This window comes from Pseudomonas sp. WS 5011, assembly GCF_012985775.1.
Taxonomy (GTDB): domain Bacteria; phylum Pseudomonadota; class Gammaproteobacteria; order Pseudomonadales; family Pseudomonadaceae; genus Aquipseudomonas; species Aquipseudomonas peli.
Genome location: NZ_JAAQXA010000003.1, coordinates 192,473 through 216,861 on the forward strand (window position 1 = coordinate 192,473; position 24,389 = coordinate 216,861).

General features: G+C 62.0%; 23 protein-coding genes. 12 read left to right on the plus strand and 11 right to left on the minus strand.

The annotated features are described in order from the left end of the window. The first annotated feature begins 87 nt into the window (after nt 1–87). Nucleotides 88–513, plus strand: a complete 426-nt coding sequence (locus tag HBN63_RS04925) for a hypothetical protein (RefSeq protein WP_090250346.1) — start codon at nt 88–90, stop codon at nt 511–513. 104 nt (nt 514–617) lie between these two features. Here the strand turns inward: HBN63_RS04925 and HBN63_RS04930 are convergent, their stop codons facing one another. From HBN63_RS04930 to HBN63_RS04945, 4 genes are all read right to left on the minus strand, one after another. Beyond that, a complete protein-coding gene (locus HBN63_RS04930) occupies nt 618–1,061 on the minus strand; it encodes a thioesterase family protein (protein ID WP_170048620.1) in 444 nt (147 codons plus the stop codon). Between the two features lie 28 nt (nt 1,062–1,089). Next, nucleotides 1,090–2,253 carry an iron-containing alcohol dehydrogenase gene (locus HBN63_RS04935; RefSeq protein ID WP_170048621.1) on the minus strand — a complete coding sequence of 388 codons (1,164 nt, stop codon included), beginning with the start codon at nt 2,251–2,253 and terminating at the stop codon, nt 1,090–1,092. 71 nt (nt 2,254–2,324) lie between these two features. Beyond that, nucleotides 2,325–4,115: an acyl-CoA dehydrogenase C-terminal domain-containing protein gene (locus tag HBN63_RS04940; RefSeq protein ID WP_170048622.1), complete on the minus strand. Its 1,791-nt coding sequence runs from the start codon at nt 4,113–4,115 to the stop codon at nt 2,325–2,327. Next, the gene (locus HBN63_RS04945) at nt 4,112–5,365 is read right to left on the minus strand and encodes a 3-hydroxyacyl-CoA dehydrogenase (protein WP_170048623.1); all 1,254 of its coding nucleotides are present in this window, start codon (nt 5,363–5,365) and stop codon (nt 4,112–4,114) included. Before HBN63_RS04945 ends, HBN63_RS04940 begins: the two co-directional genes overlap by 4 nt. Before the next feature lie 120 nt (nt 5,366–5,485). On the opposite strand from HBN63_RS04945, the gene HBN63_RS04950 reads away from it, so the two are divergent. The 3 genes from HBN63_RS04950 (at nt 5,486) to HBN63_RS04960 (ending at nt 9,488) form a co-directional block, all read left to right on the plus strand. Continuing rightward, on the plus strand, nt 5,486–6,385 hold the full coding sequence (locus tag HBN63_RS04950) for a LysR family transcriptional regulator (RefSeq protein WP_090250359.1): 900 nt from the start codon (nt 5,486–5,488) through the stop codon (nt 6,383–6,385). Between the two features lie 68 nt (nt 6,386–6,453). Continuing rightward, nucleotides 6,454–7,098 carry a methylamine utilization protein gene (locus tag HBN63_RS04955; protein WP_170048624.1) on the plus strand — a complete coding sequence of 215 codons (645 nt, stop codon included), beginning with the start codon at nt 6,454–6,456 and terminating at the stop codon, nt 7,096–7,098. Next, complete coding sequence (locus HBN63_RS04960; RefSeq protein ID WP_170048625.1) at nt 7,095–9,488, plus strand: EAL domain-containing protein; 2,394 nt, start codon at nt 7,095–7,097, stop codon at nt 9,486–9,488. The genes HBN63_RS04955 and HBN63_RS04960 overlap by 4 nt, the downstream gene beginning before the upstream one ends. Here the strand turns inward: HBN63_RS04960 and HBN63_RS04965 are convergent. The 4 genes from HBN63_RS04965 to HBN63_RS04980 all read right to left on the minus strand — a co-directional run bounded on the left by HBN63_RS04965 (nt 9,445) and on the right by HBN63_RS04980 (nt 12,783). Beyond that, on the minus strand, nt 9,445–9,948 hold the full coding sequence (locus HBN63_RS04965; protein WP_170048626.1) for a hypothetical protein: 504 nt from the start codon (nt 9,946–9,948) through the stop codon (nt 9,445–9,447). The genes HBN63_RS04960 and HBN63_RS04965 overlap by 44 nt on opposite strands. A gap of 213 nt (nt 9,949–10,161) precedes the next feature. Further along, nucleotides 10,162–10,332, minus strand: coding sequence for a hypothetical protein (locus HBN63_RS04970; protein ID WP_170048627.1), 171 nt, complete (start codon nt 10,330–10,332; stop codon nt 10,162–10,164). Nucleotides 10,333–10,514: 182 nt separating this feature from the next. Continuing rightward, complete coding sequence (locus HBN63_RS04975; protein ID WP_170048628.1) at nt 10,515–12,005, minus strand: NAD(P)/FAD-dependent oxidoreductase; 1,491 nt, start codon at nt 12,003–12,005, stop codon at nt 10,515–10,517. 175 nt (nt 12,006–12,180) lie between these two features. Further along, nucleotides 12,181–12,783: a nitroreductase family protein gene (locus HBN63_RS04980; protein WP_090250373.1), complete on the minus strand. Its 603-nt coding sequence runs from the start codon at nt 12,781–12,783 to the stop codon at nt 12,181–12,183. Between the two features lie 151 nt (nt 12,784–12,934). Here HBN63_RS04980 and HBN63_RS04985 point away from each other — a divergent pair, with 151 nt between their 5' ends. Together HBN63_RS04985 and HBN63_RS04990 are read left to right on the plus strand one after the other, a co-directional pair. Continuing rightward, nucleotides 12,935–13,873, plus strand: a complete 939-nt coding sequence (locus HBN63_RS04985) for a class I SAM-dependent methyltransferase (RefSeq protein WP_170048629.1) — start codon at nt 12,935–12,937, stop codon at nt 13,871–13,873. A gap of 88 nt (nt 13,874–13,961) precedes the next feature. After that, nucleotides 13,962–14,615: a DUF3313 domain-containing protein gene (locus HBN63_RS04990; RefSeq protein ID WP_170048630.1), complete on the plus strand. Its 654-nt coding sequence runs from the start codon at nt 13,962–13,964 to the stop codon at nt 14,613–14,615. An 11-nt stretch (nt 14,616–14,626) separates the two neighbouring features. Here HBN63_RS04990 and HBN63_RS04995 read toward each other — a convergent pair whose 3' ends face one another. Next, nucleotides 14,627–14,968, minus strand: a complete 342-nt coding sequence (locus HBN63_RS04995; protein ID WP_090250378.1) for a cupin domain-containing protein — start codon at nt 14,966–14,968, stop codon at nt 14,627–14,629. A gap of 189 nt (nt 14,969–15,157) precedes the next feature. On the opposite strand from HBN63_RS04995, the gene HBN63_RS05000 reads away from it, so the two are divergent. The 6 genes from HBN63_RS05000 to HBN63_RS05025 are packed head-to-tail and all read left to right on the plus strand — an operon-like array spanning nt 15,158 to nt 20,067. Next, nucleotides 15,158–16,084: an exopolyphosphatase gene (locus HBN63_RS05000; RefSeq protein WP_160085892.1), complete on the plus strand. Its 927-nt coding sequence runs from the start codon at nt 15,158–15,160 to the stop codon at nt 16,082–16,084. A 60-nt stretch (nt 16,085–16,144) separates the two neighbouring features. After that, the gene (locus HBN63_RS05005; protein WP_160085893.1) at nt 16,145–17,290 is read left to right on the plus strand and encodes an ABC transporter permease; all 1,146 of its coding nucleotides are present in this window, start codon (nt 16,145–16,147) and stop codon (nt 17,288–17,290) included. After that, on the plus strand, nt 17,287–18,075 hold the full coding sequence (locus HBN63_RS05010; RefSeq protein ID WP_160085895.1) for an ATP-binding cassette domain-containing protein: 789 nt from the start codon (nt 17,287–17,289) through the stop codon (nt 18,073–18,075). Before HBN63_RS05005 ends, HBN63_RS05010 begins: the two co-directional genes overlap by 4 nt. Continuing rightward, on the plus strand, nt 18,076–18,993 hold the full coding sequence (locus HBN63_RS05015; RefSeq protein WP_170048631.1) for an MlaD family protein: 918 nt from the start codon (nt 18,076–18,078) through the stop codon (nt 18,991–18,993). Continuing rightward, nucleotides 18,990–19,601, plus strand: a complete 612-nt coding sequence (locus tag HBN63_RS05020; RefSeq protein ID WP_170048632.1) for an ABC-type transport auxiliary lipoprotein family protein — start codon at nt 18,990–18,992, stop codon at nt 19,599–19,601. The genes HBN63_RS05015 and HBN63_RS05020 overlap by 4 nt, the downstream gene beginning before the upstream one ends. Before the next feature lie 28 nt (nt 19,602–19,629). Continuing rightward, the gene (locus HBN63_RS05025; protein ID WP_170048633.1) at nt 19,630–20,067 is read left to right on the plus strand and encodes a nucleoside deaminase; all 438 of its coding nucleotides are present in this window, start codon (nt 19,630–19,632) and stop codon (nt 20,065–20,067) included. A 3-nt stretch (nt 20,068–20,070) separates the two neighbouring features. Here HBN63_RS05025 and HBN63_RS05030 read toward each other — a convergent pair whose 3' ends face one another. Continuing rightward, nucleotides 20,071–21,999: a RecQ family ATP-dependent DNA helicase gene (locus tag HBN63_RS05030; RefSeq protein WP_170048634.1), complete on the minus strand. Its 1,929-nt coding sequence runs from the start codon at nt 21,997–21,999 to the stop codon at nt 20,071–20,073. Between the two features lie 762 nt (nt 22,000–22,761). Next, nucleotides 22,762–24,303, minus strand: a complete 1,542-nt coding sequence (locus HBN63_RS05035) for a phosphoenolpyruvate carboxykinase (RefSeq protein WP_090250397.1) — start codon at nt 24,301–24,303, stop codon at nt 22,762–22,764. Nucleotides 24,304–24,389 lie beyond the last annotated feature (86 nt).

A 24,389-nucleotide genomic window follows, 5' to 3' on the forward strand; every position in this document is an offset into this window, starting at 1 on the left:
TCGCTCTCTAAGACTGTGCGCGGAGTAATCATCCTTTAAAAACAAAGGCCTAGGTCCGCACCCTGTTCAATCGAGAAGGTCTGCCGTATGCGTACATTATTTTCTGCGCTGGTATTCAGCGCCCTGGCTTCGCCCCTGGCCCTGGCGGGCGATACCGGCAAGGTCGCCATCGGCGGCGGTATTGGTGGCGCCCTGGGCAACGTAATCGGTCAACAAGTCGGTGGCAGCACCGGCGCGGCGATTGGTGCAGGCCTGGGTGGCGCGGCAGGTGGCGTCATTACCGCACGCGACGGTAACAAGACCGAAGCCGCATTGGGCGGCGGCCTGGGCGCAGCCGGTGGCTCGGTACTGGGTAACAAGGTCGGCGGCAGCACCGGTTCAACCATCGGCGCCGGCCTGGGCGGCGCAGCCGGTGGCGCATTGGCTAATGAATACGCCGGTGGCAGCGAACGTGATCGCGGCCACTACAACGGCAAGAAACACAAGAAGCATAAAAAGCACAAACACCACTAAGTGCCGAGTACTGACAGCAAAAAGCCGCCTAACAGCGGCTTTTTGTTTGTGTGGCAAGCGCCTTAGCCGCGACACCAGCCTGGCGGCGCGCAGTTCAAGCGCAGCTACACAGCCGGCTCCATCAGTAGCACCGTCAGCGCCGCCCGCAGGTTCTCAGGAATGCTCGTCGGGCGGTTGCTGCTGCGGTCGACGAAGACATGCACAAAGCGCCCGGCCGCGCAGGCTTCGTCTTCATCTGCTTTGAACACCGCCAGCTCGTACTGCACCGAACTGTTGCCCAGCTTGCCGACGCGCAGGCCGATCTCGATGCGTTCGGGGAAGGCGATGGAAGCGAAGTAGTCGCAGCTGGAGCTGACCACAAAACCCACCACCTCGCCGTGATGGATATCCAGGCCGCCGACTTCGATCAGGTAGGTGTTCACCGCACTGTCGAAGAAGCTGTAGTAGGTAACGTTGTTGACGTGACCGTAGACATCGTTGTCATGCCAGCGCGTGGTGATCGGCTGGAAGTGCCGGTAATCGCTGCGCAAGTGTTGGGGTTGGCTCATCGGAAGTCCTTGAGGTTGGCGAGGCGGCTTAATAGGCCACCTGGTAGATGGCCAGGGCATGGGCCTCGGTCATTTCCCGTGGGTTGTTCACCAGCAGGCGCTGTTGCTGCATGGCGTCGCGGGCCAGGGTCGGCAGCATGTCTTGCGGCACACCGGCATCACGCAGGCGCGTGGGCAGGCCGCTGCGCACACTGAAATCGGCCAGAGCGCCGATAAACTGTTCGGTCTGCTGCAAAACACTGCCGGCGCGCAGCTGATCGCCCAGCACCAGCGGCGCCAGCTCGGCATACAACGGCGCGGCCGCATTGCCGTTGAAGCCCAGCACATGCGGCAGCACCAAGGCGTTACTCAAGCCGTGGGGAATATGGAAATGCCCGCCCAGCGGATAAGCCAGCGCATGCACCGCCGCCACCGGCGCGTTGGCAAATGCCTGACCCGCCAGGCAGGAGCCCAGCAGCATGGCCTGACGCGCCTCGCGGTTGCCGCCGTTGTGCACCACTTCATCCAGATTGGCCGCAAGCAGGCGCAACGCTTCGCGGGCCAGCAGGTCGGACAGTGGATTCTTTTTCAGCGCACTGGTATAGGCCTCAATGGCATGCACCATGGCGTCGATTCCGGTAGCGGCGGTCACAGCCGGCGGCAGGCCGAGGGTCAGCTCGGCATCGAGCAACGCCAGGTCCGGCAGCAGCAGCGGCGAGACCACGCCCATCTTGGTGGTTTCGCCGGTGGTGATGATGGAAATCTGCGTGACTTCCGAACCGGTGCCGGCGGTGGTCGGCACCAGAATCAGCGGCATTCGCTGGCCCCGGGCATTACCAACGCCGTAGACCTGCGCCAGCTCCTGGCCGCACTCTGGATGGGCCAGCAACGCCACCAGCTTGGCCACGTCCATCGAACTGCCGCCGCCAAAGCCGACGATCAGCTGCGCCTTGAGTGCGCGGGCCTGTTCCACCGCCGCCAACAGAATGGCCTCGGGCGGGTCGGCGACCACCTGATCGAATACCTCGACGGTCAGCTCGGTGCGGGCAAAACCTGGCAGCACATCCGCCAGCAGGCCGAGCTTGCTGATGCCCGGGTCGGTGACGATCAGCACCCGTTGCGCGCCGCGCTCGCGGCACAGCTCGGCCAACCGCCGGGAGGCGCCGATCTCGCACAAAATCTGCGCCGTGGTGGCAAAGCTAAAGGGCAGCATGGGGGGGATCCTCTTGTTGTAATGATTGGCGCGCGCCGCAGCGTGGCTTGTACCCACGCTACGCGCTTCGGTCAGAAGGCGAAACTCGCCTCATCCATGGCCATCAGGCACTCGGCACCGCCCAGCAGGGACTCGCGATGGGCGCTGGCCCGTGGCAACACCCGACGCAGGTAGAAGTCGGCAGACTGCAGCTTGGCCTGATAGAACGCCGCCTCGCCGCTGCCCGCCTCCAGGGCATCCTGCACCCGCGCCGCCGCTTGCAGCCAGAAACCGGCCAGCAGCACGTAGGCCGAATACTGGAGGAAGTCCACCGACACCGCGCCGATCTCCTGCACATCGCGCTGGCTGGCGGCGATCACCGCGCTGCTCAGCTCACGCCACTCGCCCAGACGCGCCTGCACCGTTTGAGCCAGCGCGGCCAGCGCCGGGCGGCCAACCTGAGCGTCGCACAGCTCGCTGAACTCGGCCTGCAGCGCCGACAGTTCCGCTCCGCCGTCACCGAGCACCTTGCGGCGGATATAGTCCAGCGCCTGAATGCCGTTGGTGCCCTCATACAACTGGGTAATACGGCTGTCGCGCATCAGCTGCTCAATGCCCCACTCGCGGATAAAACCGTGGCCGCCATACACCTGCACGGCATGGCTGGCGACTTCCTGGCCCATATCGGTAAAGAAGGCTTTGACGATCGGGATCAGCAGCGCCGCGCGCTTGCCGGCGGCCTTGCGCGCGGTGGCGTCGGGATGACCATGCTCAAGGTCGAGCTGACGCGCGCAGTAGACGGCGAGCATACGACTGCCTTCGACCAGGCTCTTCTGCGTCAGCAGCATGCGCCGCACATCGGGATGGACAATGATCGGATCAGCCGCCTTGCTTGGCTCGGCTGGCCCGCTTAGGGCGCGCGACTGCAGGCGCTCGCGGGCATAGCGCAGCGCGCCCTGGAACGCCGCTTCGCCGATGCCTAAGCCCTGCAAACCGACCTGAAAGCGCGCGTCGTTCATCATGGTGAACATGCAGGCCAGGCCCTGGTTGGCTTCACCGATCAACCAACCCGTGGCGCCGTCGAAGTTCATCACGCAGGTGGACGCACCCTTGATGCCCATCTTGTGCTCGATGGCGCCGCAGGACAGCGCGTTACGCTCGCCCGGCGTGCCATCGGCGGCAGCGATAAATTTCGGCACCAACAGCAGGCTGATGCCCTTCACCCCGGCTGGCGCATCCGGCAAACGGGCGAGCACCAAGTGGATGATGTTTTCCGAGAGGTCCTGCTCGCCGCCGCTGATAAAGATCTTGCTGCCGCTGACCTTGAAGCTGCCGTCCGCCTGAGGCTCAGCCTTGGTGCGCAGCAGGGCCAGGTCGGTGCCGGCCTGCGGCTCGGTGAGGCACATGGTGCCGGCCCATTGGCCACTGACCAGTTTGTGCAGGTAGGTGTCTTTCAGCGACTCGCTGCCGTGCTTGTACAGCGCCAGCACCGCGCCTTCGGTGAGCCCGGAATACACGCGGAACGACAGCGAAGCGCCCATCAGCATCTCGTGGAAGTTGCACGCGAGCATCTGTGGCAGCGCCTGGCCGCCGTATTCGCTGGGCCCGGTCATACTCGCCCAGCCGTTATCAACGTATTGCTGATAGGCCTCGGCAAAGCCGTCCGGCGTGCGCACCTGGCCTTCGCTCAGCTGGCAACCTTGCTCATCACTGTTGCGATTCAGCGGCGCCACCACCTCGGCGGCGTAACGCGCGCCCTCCTCAAGCACGCCGTCAATCAGCTCGCGATCAAGGCCGTTGCCGAGCAGCTGACAGTGGTCGCTGATATCAAACAGCTCATGCAGCACAAAGCGCATATCGCGCAGCGGAGCCTGATAACTCATACCCGGCCCTCCTGCACGTCGGATACCCGCACGTCGGCGAAGCGCTGGCCGCTACTGGTCAGTTTTTCAATCAGACGTGCCGGCAGCCAGTGCTCACCGAACGCCGCCTGCAGCGCCTTCAAGCGGTCATGAATCGCCGCTACACCCTGGCAATCCGCCCAGCTCATCGGCCCGCCTTTGTCGGCGGGGAAGCCGTAGCCGTTGAGATAGACCAGATCGATGTCGTGGCTATTGGCGGCGATGTTCTCTTCGAGGATTTTCGCCCCCTCGTTGACCAGCGCCAGCAGGCAGCGCTCGAGAATCTCAGAAGGATCAATGTCGCGGCGCGTGAAGCCCAGCTGCTCGGATACCTGCAGCACCAGCGCATCCACTTCAGGATCGTGCTCGGCCTGGCGACTGCCTTCGGCGTAGCGGTAATAACCCATGCGCGCCTTCTGGCCGAACCGACCAAGGCCGCACAGGCGGTTATCCACCTGCACCGCCGGATCATCCTGGCCCTTGCCGGCCAGCTCGCGGGCGCGCCATTCCAGGTCGATACCGACCACGTCATACATACGGAACGGGCCCATGGCGAAACCAAAGCCCTGCAGCGCGGCGTCGACCTGATGCGGATAAGCCCCTTCGAGCAGCAGCATGCGCGCCTCGCGGACATAGGTGTGCAGCATGCGGTTGCCGATAAAACCGTCGCAGTTACCCGCCACCACGCTGACCTTGCCGATACGCTGACCCAGGGCCAGTGCCACGTCCAATACCGCCGGCGCGGTTTTGGCGCCACGCACGATTTCCAGCAGTTTCATGATGTGCGCAGGGCTGAAGAAGTGCAGGCCGAGCACGTCCTCCGGGCGCGCCGTGACGGCGGCAATGGCGTCGATATCCAGCGCCGAGGTGTTACTGGCGAGGATCGCACCAGGCTTCAGGGTGGCGTCGAGCGTGCGGAAAATCTGCTGCTTGAGTTCCAGGTTCTCGTACACCGCTTCGATCACCAGATCGGCATCTGCCAGCGCGGCATAGTCGCCCACCGGTGTGACGCAAGCCAGTCGCGCGTCCGACTGCTCGGCGCTGATCCGCCCCAGTTTGAGGTTGTGGGCATTGGTCTCGGCCACCACCTTCATGGCCTGCTCGAGCATCTGCGGGTTGTTGTCCAGCCACAGCACTTGAATGCCGGCGTTGGCCAGGCTCATGACGATACCGCGCCCCATGGTGCCCGCGCCGATCACGGCGGCCTGTCGAACCTCGAATGCCTTGCTCATGCCCACTCCTCTGATTAGTGCCGAACGAAATGCCTGTGCTGCAAAGAAAATTCGCCAGCCACCTTAAGCAAGGCGCTACTATTTTTGAAATTTAGTCTTGTGATAAGTCGTATTCAGCAGATGAATTTCTCTACCTTCGACCTCAACCTGCTGCGCGTGTTCGATGCACTGATGCGCGAGCAGAACGTTTCCCGCGCGGCCGAGCGCCTGGCCCTGAGCCAGCCGGCGGTGAGCAACGCACTGAATCGCCTGCGCGAACTGCTCGATGACCCGCTGCTGGTGCGGGTGGGCCGCAGCATGCAGCCCACGCCGCGCGCCCAGGCGCTGGAAACGCCGATCCGCGCGGCCCTGCAGCAACTGGAACAGAGTCTCAGTGCCGGCGACGTGTTCGATCCGGCCAGCAGCCGTCAGCACTTCAGCATCGCCGTTACCGACTATGTCGAGCTGATCTGCATGCCAAGGCTGCTTGAACAACTCAGCCAGCAGGCACCCGGCATGCGCATCGACATCCGCCACCTGAGCCCCAGCCTGCCGGCCGAAGCGCTGGACAAGGGCGAGCTGGACCTGGTGCTGGGGCGCTTCGAGGACATCCCTGCGCGCTTTGCCCGCCAGCACTGGATGAGTGAAACCCTGCAACTGGCGCTGCGCCGCGACCATCCGCTGGGTAACCAACCGATGGACCTGCCGACCTTTCTGCAGCTGCGCCACCTGTGGGTACACGGCGGTCAGACGCGCGGCATGGTCGACCAATGGCTGGGCGAACAGGGCCTGTGCAGGGAGATTCGCTACACCACGCCCAATTACCTGCAGGCCGCGCATATCGTCGCCAGCAGTGAACTGGCTGCCGTGCTGCCGACCCAGCTGGCGCGCCACTTTGCCCGCCTGCTGCCGCTGCAACTGTTCGAGCTGCCGTTCGCCCTCGGCCCGTTTCACCTGGAAATCGTCAGCCTGGCCCAGCGCCAACGTGACCCGGCGCTGCATTGGCTGATTGAGCAGATCCAGCAGATCGATCAGCGCTGATCACCCGGCAGTCGGACAAAGCCTTCCTATACTGACGGCTACTGTCGTGCGGTCGCGGGGGATCAATCATGCTGAAATCGGCGTTGGCACTGCTGTTGGTGCTGCTGGGCACACTGGCGCAGGCCCAGAATCTGAAGATCGTGCTGCTCGATAATCAGGGCAAACCGCTCAGTGACGCCGTGCTGTGGATCGAACCCGGTCCGGCGCAAACCCAACCCGCTACTGCAGTGATGGACCAGCAGAAGCGCCAGTTCACCCCCTATGTCCTGCCAGTACAGGTCGGCACCACGGTGAGCTTCCCCAACGCCGATCCGATCAACCATCACGTTTACTCCTTCTCGCCGGCCAAGCGTTTCGAGCTGCGCCTGCACCAGCAGAAAGCCGCACCGCAGGAGATGCGTTTCGACCAGCCAGGCCTGGTCACCCTGGGCTGCAATATCCATGACTGGATGCTCGGCTTTATCCTCGTACTCGACACCCCCTGGTTCGCCCAGACCGACATCCAGGGCAAAACCCGCCTGGACTTCGATGCCGCCGCCGGACAAACCCTGCACATCTGGCACCCACGCATCGCCGATCCGCAGGAAGCCATGAGCCGCGCCGTACCCAGCGACGGCACGTTGACCTGGCAACTCACCGGCGCGCTGAAGCGCGACCCTCGACCGAAAGAGCCGAAAGCCCGCCCCATGGCCAAAGATGACTACGCCTCATGACCCTGCGCGGCAAGATTCTCGGCTTCTTCCTGCTGTTGCTGCTGGCGGTCATGGTGCTGCTATTGGCACTGGTTTATCGCTCCACGTATCAACACACCCTGAGCCAGGTGGCAGGGCAGCTGAACTTCGCCCATGCGGTGCTGAGCAACGAGCTGCAGAGCCGCCGTCAGGCGCAGAGCGCCATGGCCGATCTGATCGCCAAGGACTTCACCCTGCTCGGCGAAATCGCCGACCTGATCGCCAGCCCCCAGCAGGAAGCGCAATCACTGTCCGCAGCACTGGAATCGTTTGCCTCGCGCAGCCAGGCCAGCTTTGCCCTGGTCAGTGCGCCCGAGGGGCTGATCCTGGCGGGCACCAGTGGCGAACTGTTGCCGGGCGCGCAATTACCCTGGAATGACCTGCTCGACACAGCAGATGCACAGAGCAAAGAACGCCTGGTGGTGTTCGGCGAACGGGTGCTGCATATCAACGCCACGCCAATCTTCGCCCCGCGCCCCAACCTGATGGGCTGGCTGCTGATGGCTTTTGAACTGGACGATCAGGCAACCGCGCACCTGGCCCGTCTCAGCGGCGCCGACGTCGCGCTGCTCGACGGCCGCCCTGGGCAATACCGGGTATTGGCCAGCAACCTGCAGGCGTTGCCCCGGGCCGAGCTGGCCAGCCAGCTGCTGCCAAATGCTGAGGGCGTGTTCCGCTTCGACTTACAGGGCCTTGAGCAGGTGGCCCTACGCGCACCTCTAGTGGATACCAGTAGCGAACTGCAGGTGCTGCTGATGCGCTCGCTGGCCGCCGAGCTGGCTGATTACCAGCCGCTGCAATGGCAGCTGGCAACCATCTTTACCATCGCCCTGCTGCTGGCCGGGCTCGGCGCGCTGTGGATTGCCAACACCGTCAGCCGGCCGCTGAGTCAGATGGTCGACAACGTGCGGCGCATCGCCAGCGGCGACTATCAGGTACCAATGGAAACGCAGGCGAGCGGCGAAGTCGGCTTACTCGCCCGCGAATTCGTCGCCATGCAGCAAGGCATTGCCAAGCGCGAAACCACCATCAGCTTTCTCGCTTACCGCGACCCGCTGACCGAACTGGCCAACCGCAACCGTTTTGTCGCCGAGCTGCAACAGGCCCTGACGCAGTGTCCGCCAGGCGCAGGTATCGCCGTGCTGCTGATGGACCTGGATAACTTCAAGGACCTTAACGACACCCTCGGCCACGACGCCGGTGACCAGCTGCTCTGCCAGCTCGCCGCACGCCTGCAGGCGCTGCTACGCCCCGGCGAGCAACTGGCGCGTCTCGGTGGTGACGAGTTTGCGCTGCTGATCAGCCCCTGCCAGCCGGGCTGGCTGATCCCTGCCGCCGAGCATTACCGCGACGCTCTGCACGAGCCATTCGCCGTACGCGGCATCAGCATGACCCTCAACGCCACGGTTGGCATCGCCCTGTATCCAGACCACGGTGAAAGCGCCGGCAGCCTGCTGCAGCATGCCGAAGTGGCGATGTATCTGGGCAAACAGCAGCGCTCGCCCTACGCCCTCTACCGCCCAGAGCTGGACCGCCACAGCCTGCTGCGCCTGGCATTGATGAGCGAATTGAAAGGTGCGGTGGAAGGCGGCCAACTCAGCCTGTATTTCCAACCGAAGCTGAATATCCGTACGCGCAGCCTGTATGGCGTGGAATGCCTGGTGCGCTGGATTCACCCGGTGCATGGGTTTATTCCGCCGGACGAATTTATCCCCCTGGCCGAACAGACCGGCAACGTTTGCGCCCTGACACGCTGGGTGGTGCGCACAGCCGTGGCGCAGAGTCGCGCCTGGCAGGAACAGGGGCTGGCGCTGAAGACCGCGATCAATATCTCCGCACTGGATCTGGCTGATCCCGGCTTTGCTGGCTTTATCGCCGCGCAACTGGCCGAGCATGGTGTGCCGCCATCCGCACTGATTGTGGAAATCACTGAAAGCGCGGTGATGGCCGACCCGGAACTGGCCATGGGTCAATTGCAGGAGTTGTGCGAATTGGGCGTGAAACTGTCGATCGACGACTACGGCACGGGTTACTCAAGCATGGCCCAACTCAAGCGCCTGCCGGTGCATGAGCTAAAGATCGACAAGTCCTTCGTGCTCGACCTGTTGAGCAACCCCGATGACGACATCATCGTCCGTTCGACCATCGAGTTGGGCCACAACATGGGCCTGAAGATCGTCGCCGAAGGGGTGGAAACCGAGGCCATTCTCGACCGTCTGGATCAGCTCGGTTGCGATATCGCCCAAGGCTACTTGCTGAGCAAACCGCTGCCACCTGCCGCGTTTGCCAGCTGGCTGAAAAACTGCCAGTGGCACTTGCCTGTCGCAACTACTGAAGGCGCTGCTCGCCAACCGCGACCACCGGGCAATTAACGATAATCCCACTGGCTCTCACACTGACCAAGCCTTGCTCCTGCGCTTGCAACACGGCATCAGCCGAGCGCAATGGACTGCCTGGCGTACCACTCAACCAGCGCACCTCATAGACATGCCACAACGGGCTGTAGGCCATGTCCTGGTTATCCCCACCTAATGGCAGCGGGATAGACGGGAATACGCTGGCCTGGCTGTCATCAACAAATTTGTAGACCCGATCATAAGTCGCCAACGGATGCGGTCCGGGCTCATCGGGCAGTGCATTGGCCAGTCTCGGCACATAATTGGCCTGCATCACTGTCGCCATCTGCGCATCCGAAATATCGGTGGTCAGGTAGTAAACCTGCTCACCGTTGTACCAACCCGGCAACACCGGCAGGCTAATATGAGTGACGTGCGACCGGCTACAACCGCTCAGCAACGCGGCTAACAACAACACACCAAGCAAATCACGCATGCACATTCTCCTCAGACTTACGATGCTCAGGCCAGTAGAGTCTGATCACCCAGCGTTATTACAGATCCCGCATAGCCTGACTTGGCGCGCGTCAGCGGTACTCAGGGTACAGGCAGACCTGCCGCACATTAGTGCATGAAAAATTCAACGCGCACAAAAAAGGCCACTGCCGATCGAGATCGACAGTGGCCTGGGAAAACGATAGGGCGGACGCTAGAACGCGGCATCACCAATCAACATGCCGTGCACAACCATATAGGTCTTGCGTCCGGACTGCAGGGTCAAGGGGTTGCGATCAGCGATCACCCAGCCCTTGGCCAGCAACTTGTCGATATGCGCCCGCAGTTCAGGCAGATAGCGTTGTTCTTGCTGAAGCGATTCCATTCTGCGCATCCTCTAGAGGACTCCTCTGTGACAGCAGCCAGGTACACCGGCCCGTTCATCCGTGAAAGCTGCCACAGAAGCATAGTGGCCTTATGCCAACCTACCAAAGCGGCAAATGGCCACATCTCTGTAGGCATAACGCACCAGGTCGCTATAGCGTTTGGCTTACATTGCATTCAAGTCTAGACCGCTGTAGCCGGCGCTGTGGTTTCGCCGACATGCGGTGAGCTGAACTCCAGGTAGCCGTCTTCCACCTTGCCATAGCGCAGCAGCGCCAGGTCCAGCAGGTAGTTCTGGTAAAGCTTCCACGGCGCGCGATCCCCCTGGCTAGGGATCTTGTCAGCAGCGCGTTTGATATAACCAGAGGCCAGGTCAAGGAACGGCGCATTCTTGACCTGCCGCGCCGTGTCGCGCGGGGTGCACTGGCGCATGCCGTTGGCATCCATATGGTTGATCAGGCGGCAGAAGTACTCGCTGGAAAGGTCCGCCTTGAGCGTCCAGCTGGCATTGGTATAACCCAGCACCACCGCCGCATTCGGCAGGTCGCGCAACATGATGCCGCGATAGCCCATGCTCTTGGCCGCATCGAAGGGCACCCCATCCACCGCCACCTGCATGCCGCCAAACAGCTGCAAATCCAGGCCGGTGGCACTGATGATCACATCCGCAGGCAGCTCCTGACCCGACTTTAGGCGGATGCCCTTGGCGGTGAACCCGTCGATAAATTCAGTCACCACCGAGGCCTTGCCCTCGCGTAGCACCTTGAACAGGTCGCCATTGGGCACTGCGCACACACGCTCGTCCCACGGTTTGTAGCGCGGGCTGAAGTGACGCATGTCGAAGTCCTTGCCCAACTGATGACGCGCCAACCCGAGCAACGCCTTGCGTACCAGGTTGGGGAAGGCCTTGGACAGTTTGTAGAAGCCCAGTTGCACCGCCACATTGCGCGTGCGCGCCAGGCGGTAGACCCAGGTTTCCGGCAGGAACTTGCGCAGCACGTCGGAGATCGGATCGCCCTGCGGCAGGCTCACCACGTAGGTGGGCGAGCGCTGCAGCATGGTCACGTGCTTGGCCTTATCGGCCATCGCCGGCACCAGGGTAACGGCTGTCGCGCCGCTGCCGATCACCACCACATTCTTGCCGCTGTAATCGAAGTTTTCCGGCCACAGCTGCGGGTGGATAAATTCGCCCTGGAACAGTTCACGGCCTTTGAACTCAGGGGTGTAGCCCGCTTCATAGCGGTAATAGCCGGTGCACATCAGCAGGTGCTGACAGCTCAGTTTGATCGGTTCGGACTCATCGCCGCGCTGTACCTGCAGCGTCCAGGTGGCGCGTTCACTGCACCAGTCGGCCTTGAGTACCTTGTGCTGGAAGCGGATGTGCTGCTGGATGCCGTTTTCCTCGGCCGTTTCTGCGATATAGCTGCGGATCGACGGGCCGTCAGCGATCGCCAGCGGGTTGGTCCAGGGTTTGAAGTTGTAGCCAAGGGTGAACATGTCCGAGTCGGAACGGATGCCTGGATAACGGAACAGATCCCAGGTACCGCCCAGCGCTTCCCGGCCTTCGAGAATGGCGAAGCGCTTGCCGGGGCAATGCTTCATCAGGTGATAGGCCGCACCAATGCCGGACAGGCCGGCACCAATGATCAAGACATCCAGGTGTTCGACAGACATGGGGGCTCCTCAGGCTTCTTGTTATGGCTGCAGGTCGATAGATCGATCCGTAATGCCCGCCAGATTCACCCGCAATAGCGCGTTTGTCATCCAACCTTTAGTGGTGTGATCAGGCGCAGGCTGACCACAGTTATGGCTGAAGAATGACCAGAGCGCTCAACCACCTGACCAGCGATCAGAAACGGTCGCGCAACACCACTTCGGTGTACGGCAGTTTGCCGATACGCGGCTTGGGCTCAATGGTCTTCTTGCCTACCGCGACCATCAGGGCGATGACATGGTTTTCAGGCAGGTTGATCAACTTTCCCACCGCATCGAAATCAAAGCCGTCCATCGGGCAGGAATCCAGACCCTTGCCGCGCGCGGCGAGCATCAGGGTCTGCGCCATCAGGCCACAGCTGCGCATGGTTTCATCGCGCTGCACCTGCGGTTTGTCGCGGTAATAGGTGTCGATGGCACCGGCCATATAGGCCTGTACTTCTTGCGGAGCGCCTTCCCAAACGCGGCCGACATCTTCCTGCCAGCTGTCGAGCTTGGCGCACACCACCACCAGCATCGAGGCGTCGGTCACCTGCGCCTGGCCCCAAGCCACGTCACGCAGTTGCTGGCGCAGTGCCGGATCGCTGACTTCAACCAAACGCACGTGCTGCAGGTTGAACGCTGAAGGTGCGAGCAAGGCCAGTTGCAGCAGTTCATCCTTCTCAGCATCACTCAGGGTAAATGCCGGGTCATAGCCTTTGACGGCGCGGCGGCTGCGGATGGCTTCGTCGATATGCATGGGGGATCCTTCTATGCAGGTGTGAAAGAGAGCAATGCTAGGCACTTGCCGGGCGTAACGCCAAACGCCTTTACCGATAACAATGATCGATACAGACGATTCTAGGCGGCCGCCTGTTAAAATCGCCGCCTCACCAAATTGACCACAGCCCATGACACCAGCCGCACTCATGACCCTCCAGCAACACCTGCTCGACGCCCTAACTGCGCCGCCCAGTGAAACTCGCCGGCTGTTTCACGGCAGAGGCCGCTGCTGGCCGGGGCTGGAACAGATCACCGTGGATTGGTTGCAGGGCGTGCTGCTGGTGGCGCTGTTCAAGCCGGTGAGCGATACCGAACTGGCAGCACTGCAGCAGATGCTGCTCGACCTCGGGCAATCCACCGCCTGGCAGCAAAGTGGCGCACACAGCCTGTTGCTGCAGCAGCGCTACCTGCCAGAAAGCCCCACACAGTGGCTGCTGGGCGAACCGGTTGAGCACTGGGATATCTGTGAGCACGGCCTGCACTACCGCCTCGACCTGGGCAAAAAGCAAAACAGCGGGCTGTTTCTCGATATGCGCTATGGCCGTCAATGGGTGCAGACGCAGGCAGCGGGCAAACGTGTGCTCAACCTGTTCGCCTACACCTGCGGGTTTTCCGTGGCTGCACTGGCCGGCGGCGCGCATCAGGTAGTCAATCTGGACATGGCCAGGGCTGCCCTCAGCCGTGGCCGCGATAATCATCGGCTGAACCAGCACGACCTCAGCCAGGTGGTATTTCTCGGCCACGACCTGTTCAAATCCTGGGGCAAGGTGGCCAAGTACGGTCCTTATGACCTGATCATCATCGACCCACCGTCGTTTCAGCGCGGCAGTTTCGTGCTGAGCAAGGACTACCCGAAGGTGCTGCGCCGCCTGCCCGAATTGTTGAGTGCAAACGGAACGGTACTGGCCTGCAGCAATGAGCCGGAAATCGGCCCCGATTACCTGATCCAGGCCATGGCCGCTGAAGCACCAAGCCTGCACTTCAGCGAACGCCTGGATAACCCGCCAGAGTTTCCCGACAGCCAGCCAGACAGCGCCCTCAAGGCCCTGGTGTTTCAGCGGCACTGAACCCGCTCGCAGGGCGCCGACTAAGGACGATATTGCCTGTTGCAGGCTGGTCTACAGTTAGGCGACCACCCCTCGCGAGATCGCCGCAATGACGCTAAAAATCCTTGGCCTTGCCCTTTCCGCCACGCTGTTACTGACCGCTTGCGCCAGCAACACCCCGCAACCGTCGCAGTATTCGGGCTTCCTCAGTGATTACTCACAGCTACAGCCCGCACAGTCGGCCAGCGGCGCGCCGGTGATGCGCTGGGTATCACCGGACTTTAAGCCCGAGAACTACCGCTCGGTATTGGTCGAACGGCCAGTGTTTTACCCCGCACCGACGCCCACCGCCCAAGTTAGCCAGCAGACCTTGGACAGCATTGCCCTCTACTTGCAGCAGGCCATACGCCTTGAACTGGCTGGACGATTCAAGGTTGTCGAATATGCCGACCGTGACACCCTGGTACTGCGCTCGGCCATAACCGCGGTCAACCTGTCGCCGGAAGGGCTGAAAGTCTATGAAGTGGTGCCGATTGCCCTGGTTGCCGCGGCCGCCAGCACCGCCGCCGGTACTCGCGATCTCAACAGCAGCATTTATGTTGAGCTGGAAGCCATCGACGGGCGCAACAGCCAGCCGATGACCCGCGTGGTACGCAAGGGCCATGGCCTGCAGCTGGAAAACGACAGCACTCAACTCAGCCTCAAGGACATCAAGCCGGCGCTGGATGAATGGGCCAAGGATGCGCGCAACTTCAAACCCTAAGGTCTGACGGCTTAGGCAAATACAAAGTATTTGCGCACCGTCTCGACCACCTCCCAGGTGCCTTTCATCCCGGGCTCGACGATAAAAATGTCGCCGGCCCGCAGATGAATCGGCGCCTGACCCTCAGGGGTGATGATGCAGTAACCCTCCTGGAAGTGGCAGTACTCCCATTTTTCATAGGCCACCTGCCATTTACCGGGCGTGCAGATCCAAGTGCCCATTATCTTGCTGCCGTCCGCCGAGGTGTAGGCGTTGAGGTTGACGGTGTGCGGCTCGCCGGCGATGCGCGTCCACTTGCAGGCATCCAGCAGCGGAATCGGCTGGGTATCACGCAGTACGGTAATCGGTGACATGAGTGGCTCCTAAGGTCGGTAGAACATCACCTGCAGCCTACGGCCGCCCACCTGTCGCGACTGTCCTGAGGTCGACCTGCAACTGCCTGGAAGCGCAGCCCCTCCACTCAGGCCGACGTACCAACCGCGTGCTACTTTGAAGAGGGCCTGTTGGCTTATTCAGCCGTTTGCCCGATCCGGAGATGCTCTATGTCCAGTCTTTACCGCTTGGTCACCCGCAGTGATTTTGACGGCCTGGTGTGCGCCGCCCTGCTCAAACACCTGAACCTGATCGACGACATCCTCTTCGTCCACCCCAAAGACATGCAGGACGGCAAAGTGGCGATCACCAGTCACGACATCACCACTAACCTGCCGTATGTCCCCGGCTGCCACCTGGCCTTTGACCATCACCTCAGCGAGACCCTGCGTAACCAACCGGCGAGCAATCACCTGATTGATGCGGATGCGCCTTCCGCAGCCAGGGTGGTGTGGAAGCACTACGGCGGTCACGACGCGTTCCCACGGGACTGGGACGAAATGATGGAGGCCGTGGACAAGGCGGACGCCGCACAATTCAGCCGCGAGGACATCCTTGATCCACAGGGCTGGGAGCTGCTGAGCTTTATCATGGATGCGCGCACCGGACTCGGCCGCTTCCGTGATTTCCGTATTTCCAATTACCAACTGATGATGCAGCTGATCGACTTCTGCCAGACCCACGGCATCAATGAAATTCTCCAGCTGCCCGATGTTGAAGAGCGTGTGGCGCTGTACCTAGATCACCAACGCGAGGCCAAAGCGCAGATCCAGCGCTGTGCCACGGTCTACCACAACCTGGTGGTGCTTGATCTGCGCAATGAAGAAACGATCTACGCGGTCAACCGCTTCGTCATCTATGCCCTCTATCCGCAGTGCAATATCTCGATCCACGTGATGTGGGGCGTTAAACAGCAGAACACCGTGTTCGCCATCGGCAAATCGATCCTCGACCGCAGCTCCAACACCAATGTCGGCGAGCTGTGCCTGAGCTACAACGGCGGCGGCCATGCCAATGCCGGCACTTGCCAGCTGACCAACGAGGACGCTGAAGCCGCCTTGCGCGAGCTGATTGCCGAAATCACTGCCGACGGTTAGGCAGCACTTCGCTCTAAGCAGGCTGGGCGTAGCCTCTGCTAGAGGGTTAAGCTGTGCCCTATGAGCACAGCCCCTTTTATCACGCCGCTTGAGTCCAGCCGCACGGATGCGCCTTCTGGGTTGCGCATCGGCGGCGACTGGACACTCGCTCACTACGCCGACCTGGAAGCCCAGGTCCGGCAACTGCACGGCACATTGAGCAGCACCGCCAGCGTCGACTTGCAAAGCCTTGGCGCCCTGGACACTGCGGGTGCTGCCTTGTTGGTGGAGTTGCTCGGGAGTCAGCGCTTAGCGCAACTGGCTCAGGATGCGCCCGGGCTACCCAGCGAGCGCCGCGCCCTGTTGCAAACCGTGGGCACAGCGATTGCCGACGCCGGCGATGCGCTATCCAGCAAACACATCCCCGCCTGGCGTGAATTCTTCGGGCAGATCGGGCAGGCCGTCGATGAGCTCTGGCAACAAGGCATCGCCCTGCTCGGCTTTATCGGCATGACCCTGGCGGCGATGTTCGCCATCCTTCTGCGCCCCGGCCGCTGGCGCATCACCTCACTGGTCGCGCATTTGCAGCAGAGCGGCCTGAATGCCGTACCCATCGTCGCCCTGCTGACGTTTCTGGTCGGCGCGGTGGTGGCCTTTCTCGGCGCGACGGTGCTCGCCGACTTTGGCGCGAGCATCTACACGGTCGACCTGGTGGCGTTTTCCTTCCTGCGTGAATTCGGCGTGCTGCTCACTGCCATTCTGATGGCCGGACGCACCGCCAGCGCCTTTACCGCACAGATCGGCTCGATGAAGGCCAACGAGGAAATTGACGCCATCCGCACCCTGGGCCTGAGCCCCATGGAGCTGTTGGTATTGCCGCGGGTATTCGCCCTGCTGATCGCCCTGCCGATCCTCACCTTTATCGCCATGCTCAGCGGCATCCTCGGCGGCGCGGTGGTCTGCGCCCTGAGCCTGGACATCTCACCGGCCATGTACCTGGCCATGCTGCAGGAAAATATCGCCCTCAAGCACTTCCTGGTGGGCATGGCCAAGGCGCCGATATTTGCCTTCCTGATTGCCGTGATCGGCTGCCTGGAGGGCTTCAAGGTCACTGGCAGCGCGCAGTCGGTGGGCGAGCGCACCACCTCCAGCGTGGTCCAGTCGATTTTCGTGGTGATCGTACTGGATGCCCTGGCGGCGCTGTTTCTGATGGAGATGGGCTGGTGAAGGGCGAAGCGATTATCGAAGTGCGCAACCTGGTCAACCGCTTCGGCGCGCAGACCGTGCACCAGGACCTGGCGCTGGACCTGTATCGCGGCGAAGTGCTCGGTGTGGTCGGCGGCTCAGGCACCGGTAAATCGGTGCTGCTGCGCAGCATCCTCGGCCTGCGCCGCGCCAACTCAGGCACAGTACGGGTGTTCGGTGAAGAACTGCTGAGCCTGCCTCCCGAGCGTCGCTCGCAGCTGGAACGTCGGTTTGGTGTGCTCTACCAGCGCGGTGCGCTGTTCTCCTCGCTGACGGTGACCGAGAACACCGCCTTGCCGCTGATCGAACATGCCGGCCTCACGCGCGCCGCCGCCGAACGCCTGGCTCAGGTCAAGCTGGCACTGGTCGGTCTGCCACGTGGCGCGGGCGACAAATACCCGACCGAACTGTCCGGCGGCATGATCAAACGCGCGGCGCTGGCCCGCGCCCTGGCCCTGGAGCCGGACATCCTGTTTCTCGACGAACCCACCGCCGGGCTCGACCCGATTGGCGCGGCGGCCTTCGACCAATTGATCCTGACCCTGCGCGACGCCCTGGGTCTCAGCGTGTTTCTGGTCACCCATGACCTCGACACCCTCTACACCATCTGTGATCGGGTGGCCGTACTGGCGGAAAAACGCGTGCTGGTGGCCGACCGCCTGGACGTTGTAGCCGCCACCGACAACCCTTGGATTCACGAGTATTTTCACGGCCCGCGCGGACGCGCAGCCGAACAGGCCGCCAGCGGCGCGCCAGGGAGCAACTGAATGGAACCGCGTGCCCACCACGTGTTGATTGGCCTGTTTACCGTGCTGATGGTTGCCGCGGCCTTGGGCTTTGCCCTGTGGCTGAGCAAAGCCAGCTCGGACCAGGAAACCCATGACTTTGACGTGATCTTCAACGAAGCGGTCAGCGGTCTGTCAGCTGGCAGCGCGGTGCAGTACAGCGGCATCAAGGTCGGCGACGTGATCAGCCTGCGCCTCGACCCGAACGATCCGCGCAAGGTTCGCGCGCACATCCGCGTCAACGCCAACACACCGATCAAACAGGACACCCGCGCTCGCCTGTCGATCACCGGGATCACCGGCGCCTCACTGATCCAGTTGCACAGCGGCACCCCGGAAAGCCCGGCATTGGAAGGCAAGAACGACCAACTGGCGGAAATCATCGCCGATCCCTCGCCGCTGACCCGCCTGATGTCCAACGGTGAAGACCTGGTTGTCAGCGTCACTCGCCTGCTCGACCGCGCCAACCAGCTGTTCTCGCACGAAAACATCGGGCGTATTTCCCGCACTCTGGACAACATCGAACAAACCAGCGCCAGCGTGGCCGAACAGCGCGACGAACTGCGCCAGGCCCTGCAACAGATGACCCGCGCCAGCCAGGAAGCCACTGACCTGATGCGCAACGCCAACCAGCTGCTCAGCGGCCCAGGCCACGACGCGGTCAACAGCGCCAATCGTCTGATGGCCTCATTGGAGCGCAGCAGCAGCAGCGTCGAACGCTTGTTAGCGGATAACCACAGCACCCTTAACAACGGCATGCAAGGCATCGGCGAACTGGGCCCAACCATTGTCGAGCTGCGCGAAACCCTCAGTGCCCTGCGCTCCTTCGCCCGCCGCCTGGAAGAAGACCCGGCCGGCTACCTGCTACGCAGCGACACCATCAAGGAGTTTCAACCATGAGTCGTCTTCGCCTGCTCGCCGCCCTGCTGCTGATCGGCAGCCTGGCCGCCTGCTCGGTCTTGCCGAAAAGCCAGGTGCTGAGCATCTACCGCCTGCCGGCCAGCAGCCTGCCCAGCCATGACACAAGCGCCGGTTGGGCGCTGCGGGTGAACAAGCCCTACAGCAGCCAGCTGCTCGACAGCACGCGAATTGCCGTATTGCCGCCGGGCGACCAGATCAGCGCCTACCAGGGTGTGCGCTGGAGCGACCGCGCACCACTGCTACTGCGCGACCGACTGATTGACGCCTTCCTCGACGACGGCCGCCTCAAGGCGGTGAGCAGCGATGAAAGCCGCCTGCAGGCCGACCTGGAGCTGGACGGCGACCTGCGCGCTTTCCACAGCGAATACCAGAACGGCCGCCCAGCCGCGCGCATCCTGTTCGAAGCCCGCCTGGTGCAGAGTGGCAGCCTGCGCATCCTCGCCAGCCGGCGTTTCGAAGTCAGCCAGGCGGCCAGCGACACCTCTGTGCCGGCGGTGGTCAACGCCTTCGGCCAGGCCGGCGACCAACTGGCCCGCGAGGTGCTGGAGTGGACTCTGACCCAAGGTCAGACCGCGCAGCAAAAATGAACTGAGTTGTTCCAGCGAGGGGCGAACCATGGACAAATTTATGCAAGCGGCCATCGACGAAGCCCGCCAGGGCCTGGCCGAAGGCGGCATCCCGATCGGCTCGGTGCTGGTGCATAACGGCCAGATTATCGGCCGTGGCCATAACCGTCGCGTACAACAAGGCAGCGCCATCCGCCATGGTGAAATGGACGCCCTGGAAAACGCCGGCCGGCAAAGCGCGCAGACCTACCGCAAGTCGGTGCTCTACACCACCCTTTCACCCTGCGCGATGTGCAGCGGCGCAATCCTGTTATACGGCATCCCCAAGGTGATCATCGGCGAGAACCAGACCTTCCTCGGCGAAGAAGCGCTGCTGCGCGAGCGTGGCGTGCAGCTCGATGTGCTGCACAACAACGAATGCCTGCACCTGATGCAGGACTTTATCGCCGCCCAACCGACGCTGTGGAACGAGGATATTGGCGAGTAGCGGCTAGCCGCGCTGGGCGATCAGCCACTCGCGTACCGCCGCATAGGGGTAGGCGTCCAACGCGGCAAAACCACTGAACTGACGCGCTTTGAGCTTGGTGAACAGCGGCACGCTGATGCCACAGAGGTAGCGCGCCAGGCATTCAGTGCTCGGCTCAACGCCCTTGAGTTCCTGATGCTTGCGCACAAAACCGTCACAGAGTGCCTGCATATCCAGCTCCGCCAGCGGCGGCAACGCTGGCGGCTCGGGTAGCCGGGCAACCTGTCCCCGGCACACCGAACAATGCTCACACTGCTGCGGCGCGTTGGCGTCACCGAAATAGGCGGCCAAACGCTGACTCAGGCACTGCTCGCTGGCAAACAGCGCGAGCATGGCGTGAATCCGGCTGATCTCGCTGGCCTCCTGCTGGCTGAAATAGCCGTGCAGTTCGACGCTCAAGGCCGCGGGATCGAAGCCCGGGTCGAGCAGCGCGTAGACCTCAGTCATCTGCTTGCTTTCCAATTCGACCCAACCCTTTTCCTGGAAGTAATCCAGGGCTTTGATCACCCGACCGCGCTCGGCCTGGTGCTGCTGGTAGAGCTGGTCGAAATCCACCGTGCACCAGGTACGGGCGCGCTGCGAGGTGCTGATCAATGCCTCGACAAACTGCCGCCGCTCGCCCTCAAACTTCTCCAGCAGCGCCTCAGGCTCCAGGAGGAACTTGAAGCGGTATTCGGCGAAATAGGCGTAACGCGGGGCGATGATGCTGCGCAGTTCCAGTTGCACCAGCAGAGTTTTCAGCGGCAACTGGCGGATATTGCTTTGCTCGGAAAGCTGGTTGAGCATCAGCTCCCATTCACCGTTCTGGCTGCTGTTCAGCAGTTCGTCGAGCACACAGCGAATGCCGTCCAACTCCGGCGTATCGCCATACACGAAGTTTTCCAGCACGTTTAAGCTGTCGCGATTGGCCAGCACCAGGCAGTCGGAGGGCTGGCCATCGCGGCCAGCACGACCGATTTCCTGGCTGTAATTCTCGATGGATTTCGGCAGGTCGAAGTGCAGCACATTGCGGATATCGGCCTTGTCGATGCCCATGCCGAAGGCGATGGTGGCGACGATGCAGTTAATCGTCCCGGCCATAAACTGACGCTGAATCGCTTCGCGCGCCTCGTGCGGCATACCGGCGTGGTAGGCGCTGGCGGGAAGGCCACGCTGGCTCAGGCGTGCGGCCACTTGTTCAGCAGTCTTCTGTTGGGTGACGTAAACGATGCTTGGCTGCCCGGCTTTGGCATCCAACCACTGCTCCAGACGACGCTGCTTGTCGGCGCCGCTGACTGGCTCGACTAGCAGGTTGAGGTTGGCGCGATAGAAACCTGTGGTGACCACATCATCAGCGGCGATGGCGAACTTCTGCTGCATATCGGCAATCACCGGCGGCGTGGCCGTGGCCGTGAGCAGCAGCACCTGCGGGATGCCGAACTGGCGCTGGTAGTCCGGCAGCTTGAGGTAATCCGGGCGGAAGTTATGGCCCCACTCGGAGATGCAATGAGCCTCGTCAATCACCAGCAACGAGATCGGCACCTGGGCGATAAAGTTGCGAAAGCGCTCGTTTTTCAGGCGTTCGACCGAGATCATCAGAATCTTCAGCTCGCCAGATTTCGCCCGGGCCATCACCGCACTGGCCTCCTCGCGGCTTTGCGCCGAATCGATACTGGCGGCGCTGATGCCGCGGCCATGCAGGAACACCAGCTGGTCCTGCATTAACGCCAGCAAGGGTGAGACCACCAGGGTCAGATGCGGCAGATGCAACGCCGGCAGCTGATAACACAACGACTTGCCCGAACCGGTGGGGAAGATCGCCGCCGCCGAACGGCCCGCCAGCACGGCCGTGACCACACGCTCCTGACCGGGGCGCAATTGCTTGAAGCCGAACACACGTTCCAAGGTACTCATGGCTGTCACTCCATTGACCGCCGCGGCGGTAAACAATGATTAATTCCTACAGGTCGCACCGCTATTGCCAATCCAACTAACACCACGGGCAACACAGGCGTACATTCAAACCATGCCAATAAAAAAGGAGATGAGTATGCAGGTATCTGGTTTCAGCGGCAGCTTGCCGGTTATCCATTAGATCGCTCACCACCCAGGCCAGATGGCCGCGCAGCAAAGACCCCGGCGGAACCGGAGTAGCTGATGCGAACCACAGGCCGATGCGCAGTCTGGCGGGAAACTCAGGTTCGCCGTGAGGTGTGCCAAACCATAGCCCTGACGCCGCCACACAACTCGAAAGCACCAGCGGCCACCCGCGGCATATCGACACCTACCTGGCACTCGCCAGTCATGCTGAAGTCGACAGCTGCAGACAATTGCCCTGGAAATCGCCTGAGTTGCCAACCCCGTTAGCGCTGTGGCCCGAGACAGCCATACAGCAACAGTCAAGGCCGTGCAGAGCGGCCACCTGAGCAAGAGTGCAACGCGCGACACCCGCAAACGTGCCTGATCTGCTAGCAGATACGCACCCAAAGCCGCCTCCGGGCGGCTTTTCCGTTTCTTACTGTGCCTGCCAGTGCACAGCGAGAGGGGCTCTAGCCGCGACAACTCGCTCATTAACGAAAGTTCGCCGCTAAAGCGCCTCCTACAGATTGATGGTTAATTTCCCATGCATAAAAAAACCGCCGATTTCGGCGGTTTTTTCAACGCGACAGTTACAACTTAAAGCTGCGGGCCGGCGTTCTTGATGGCATCGCTGACATCGAACTTCTTGAAGTTCTCGATGAACAGACCGGCCAGGCCTTTGGCGGCTTCGTCGTAGGCGTTCTTGTCTTCCCAGGTGTTGCGTGGGTTGAGCAGATTGGTTTCAACGCCCGGTACCGACTTCGGCACGCTCAGGTTGATGATCGGCAGCAGCTCGGTCTCGGTACCAATCAGCGCACCGCTCTGAATCGCTGCAATCACGCCACGGGTGGTCGGGATGTTGAAGCGCTTGCCAACACCGTAGCCACCGCCGGTCCAGCCAGTGTTGACCAGGTAAACCTTGGAGCCGAAGCCGCGGATACGCTTGATCAGCAGCTCAGCGTATTCGCCAGCCGGACGCGGGAAGAATGGCGCGCCGAAGCAGGTGGAAAAGGTCGATTTGATGCCGCCGCCCGAACCCATTTCGGTGGAACCGACCAGCGCGGTGTAACCGGAGAGGAAGTGGTAAGCCGCTTGCTCTTCATTGAGGATCGACACCGGCGGCAGTACGCCAGTCAGGTCGCAGGTGAGGAAGATCACGGCGTTCGGCTCACCGCCGAGGTTCTTCTCGCTGCGCTTCTCGACCAGTTCCAGCGGGTAAGCCGCGCGGCTGTTCTGGGTCAGACTGTCGTCGGCGTAGTTCGGTACGCGGTTCTCATCGAGCACCACGTTTTCCAGCACGGCACCAAACTGGATGGCTTTCCAGATTACCGGCTCGTTCTTCTCGGACAGGTCGATGCACTTGGCATAGCAACCGCCTTCGATGTTGAACACCACGCCCACGCCCCAGCCGTGCTCGTCGTCGCCGATCAGGTAGCGGCTTTCGTCAGCCGAGAGGGTGGTCTTGCCGGTGCCGGACAGACCGAAGAACAGAGTCACGTCGCCTTCTTCACCGATGTTGGCCGCGCAGTGCATCGGCAGCACATCGGCGTCCGGCAGCAGGAAGTTCTGCACGCTGAACATGGCTTTCTTCATTTCACCGGCGTAACGCATGCCGGCGATCAGGACTTTCTTGGCGGCGAAGTTGAGGATCACGCAGCCATCGGAGTTGGTGCCATCACGCTCCGGTACGCACTCGAAGTTGGCGACGTTGAGCACTTGCCACTCGTCCTTGCCAGCCGGGTTGTACTGCTCCGGGTTGATAAACAGGCAACGGCCGAACAGGTTCTGCCAGGCAGTGGCGGTGGTCATTTTGACCGGCAGGTAGTGCGCGTCGGCAGAACCTACATGAACGTAGGACACAAAGCTGTCCTGCGCGTCGGAGAACGCTTGTACGCGGTCCCACAGAGCATCGAACTTGTCAGCCGGAAACGGACGGTTGATTGCGCCCCAGGCGATTTTCGCCTCGGTGCTCGGCTCTTGCACGATGAAGCGATCAGCCGGCGAACGACCAGTGCGATGGCCTGTGCGTACGACCAGCGAGCCGTTGGCGGCCAGCTCGCCTTCACCGCGACGAAGGGCTTCTTCGACCAGTTGGGCAGCGCTGATGTCGGTGTACACGGCGTTGTTGGCTTGCGTCATGTGGGTCCCCGTCGGCCACGTGGCCGAGTCTTCCGAACGTTTTGTAGTAGAAATCTGATCACTACTACAGCGAAAAAAGTGCGCCG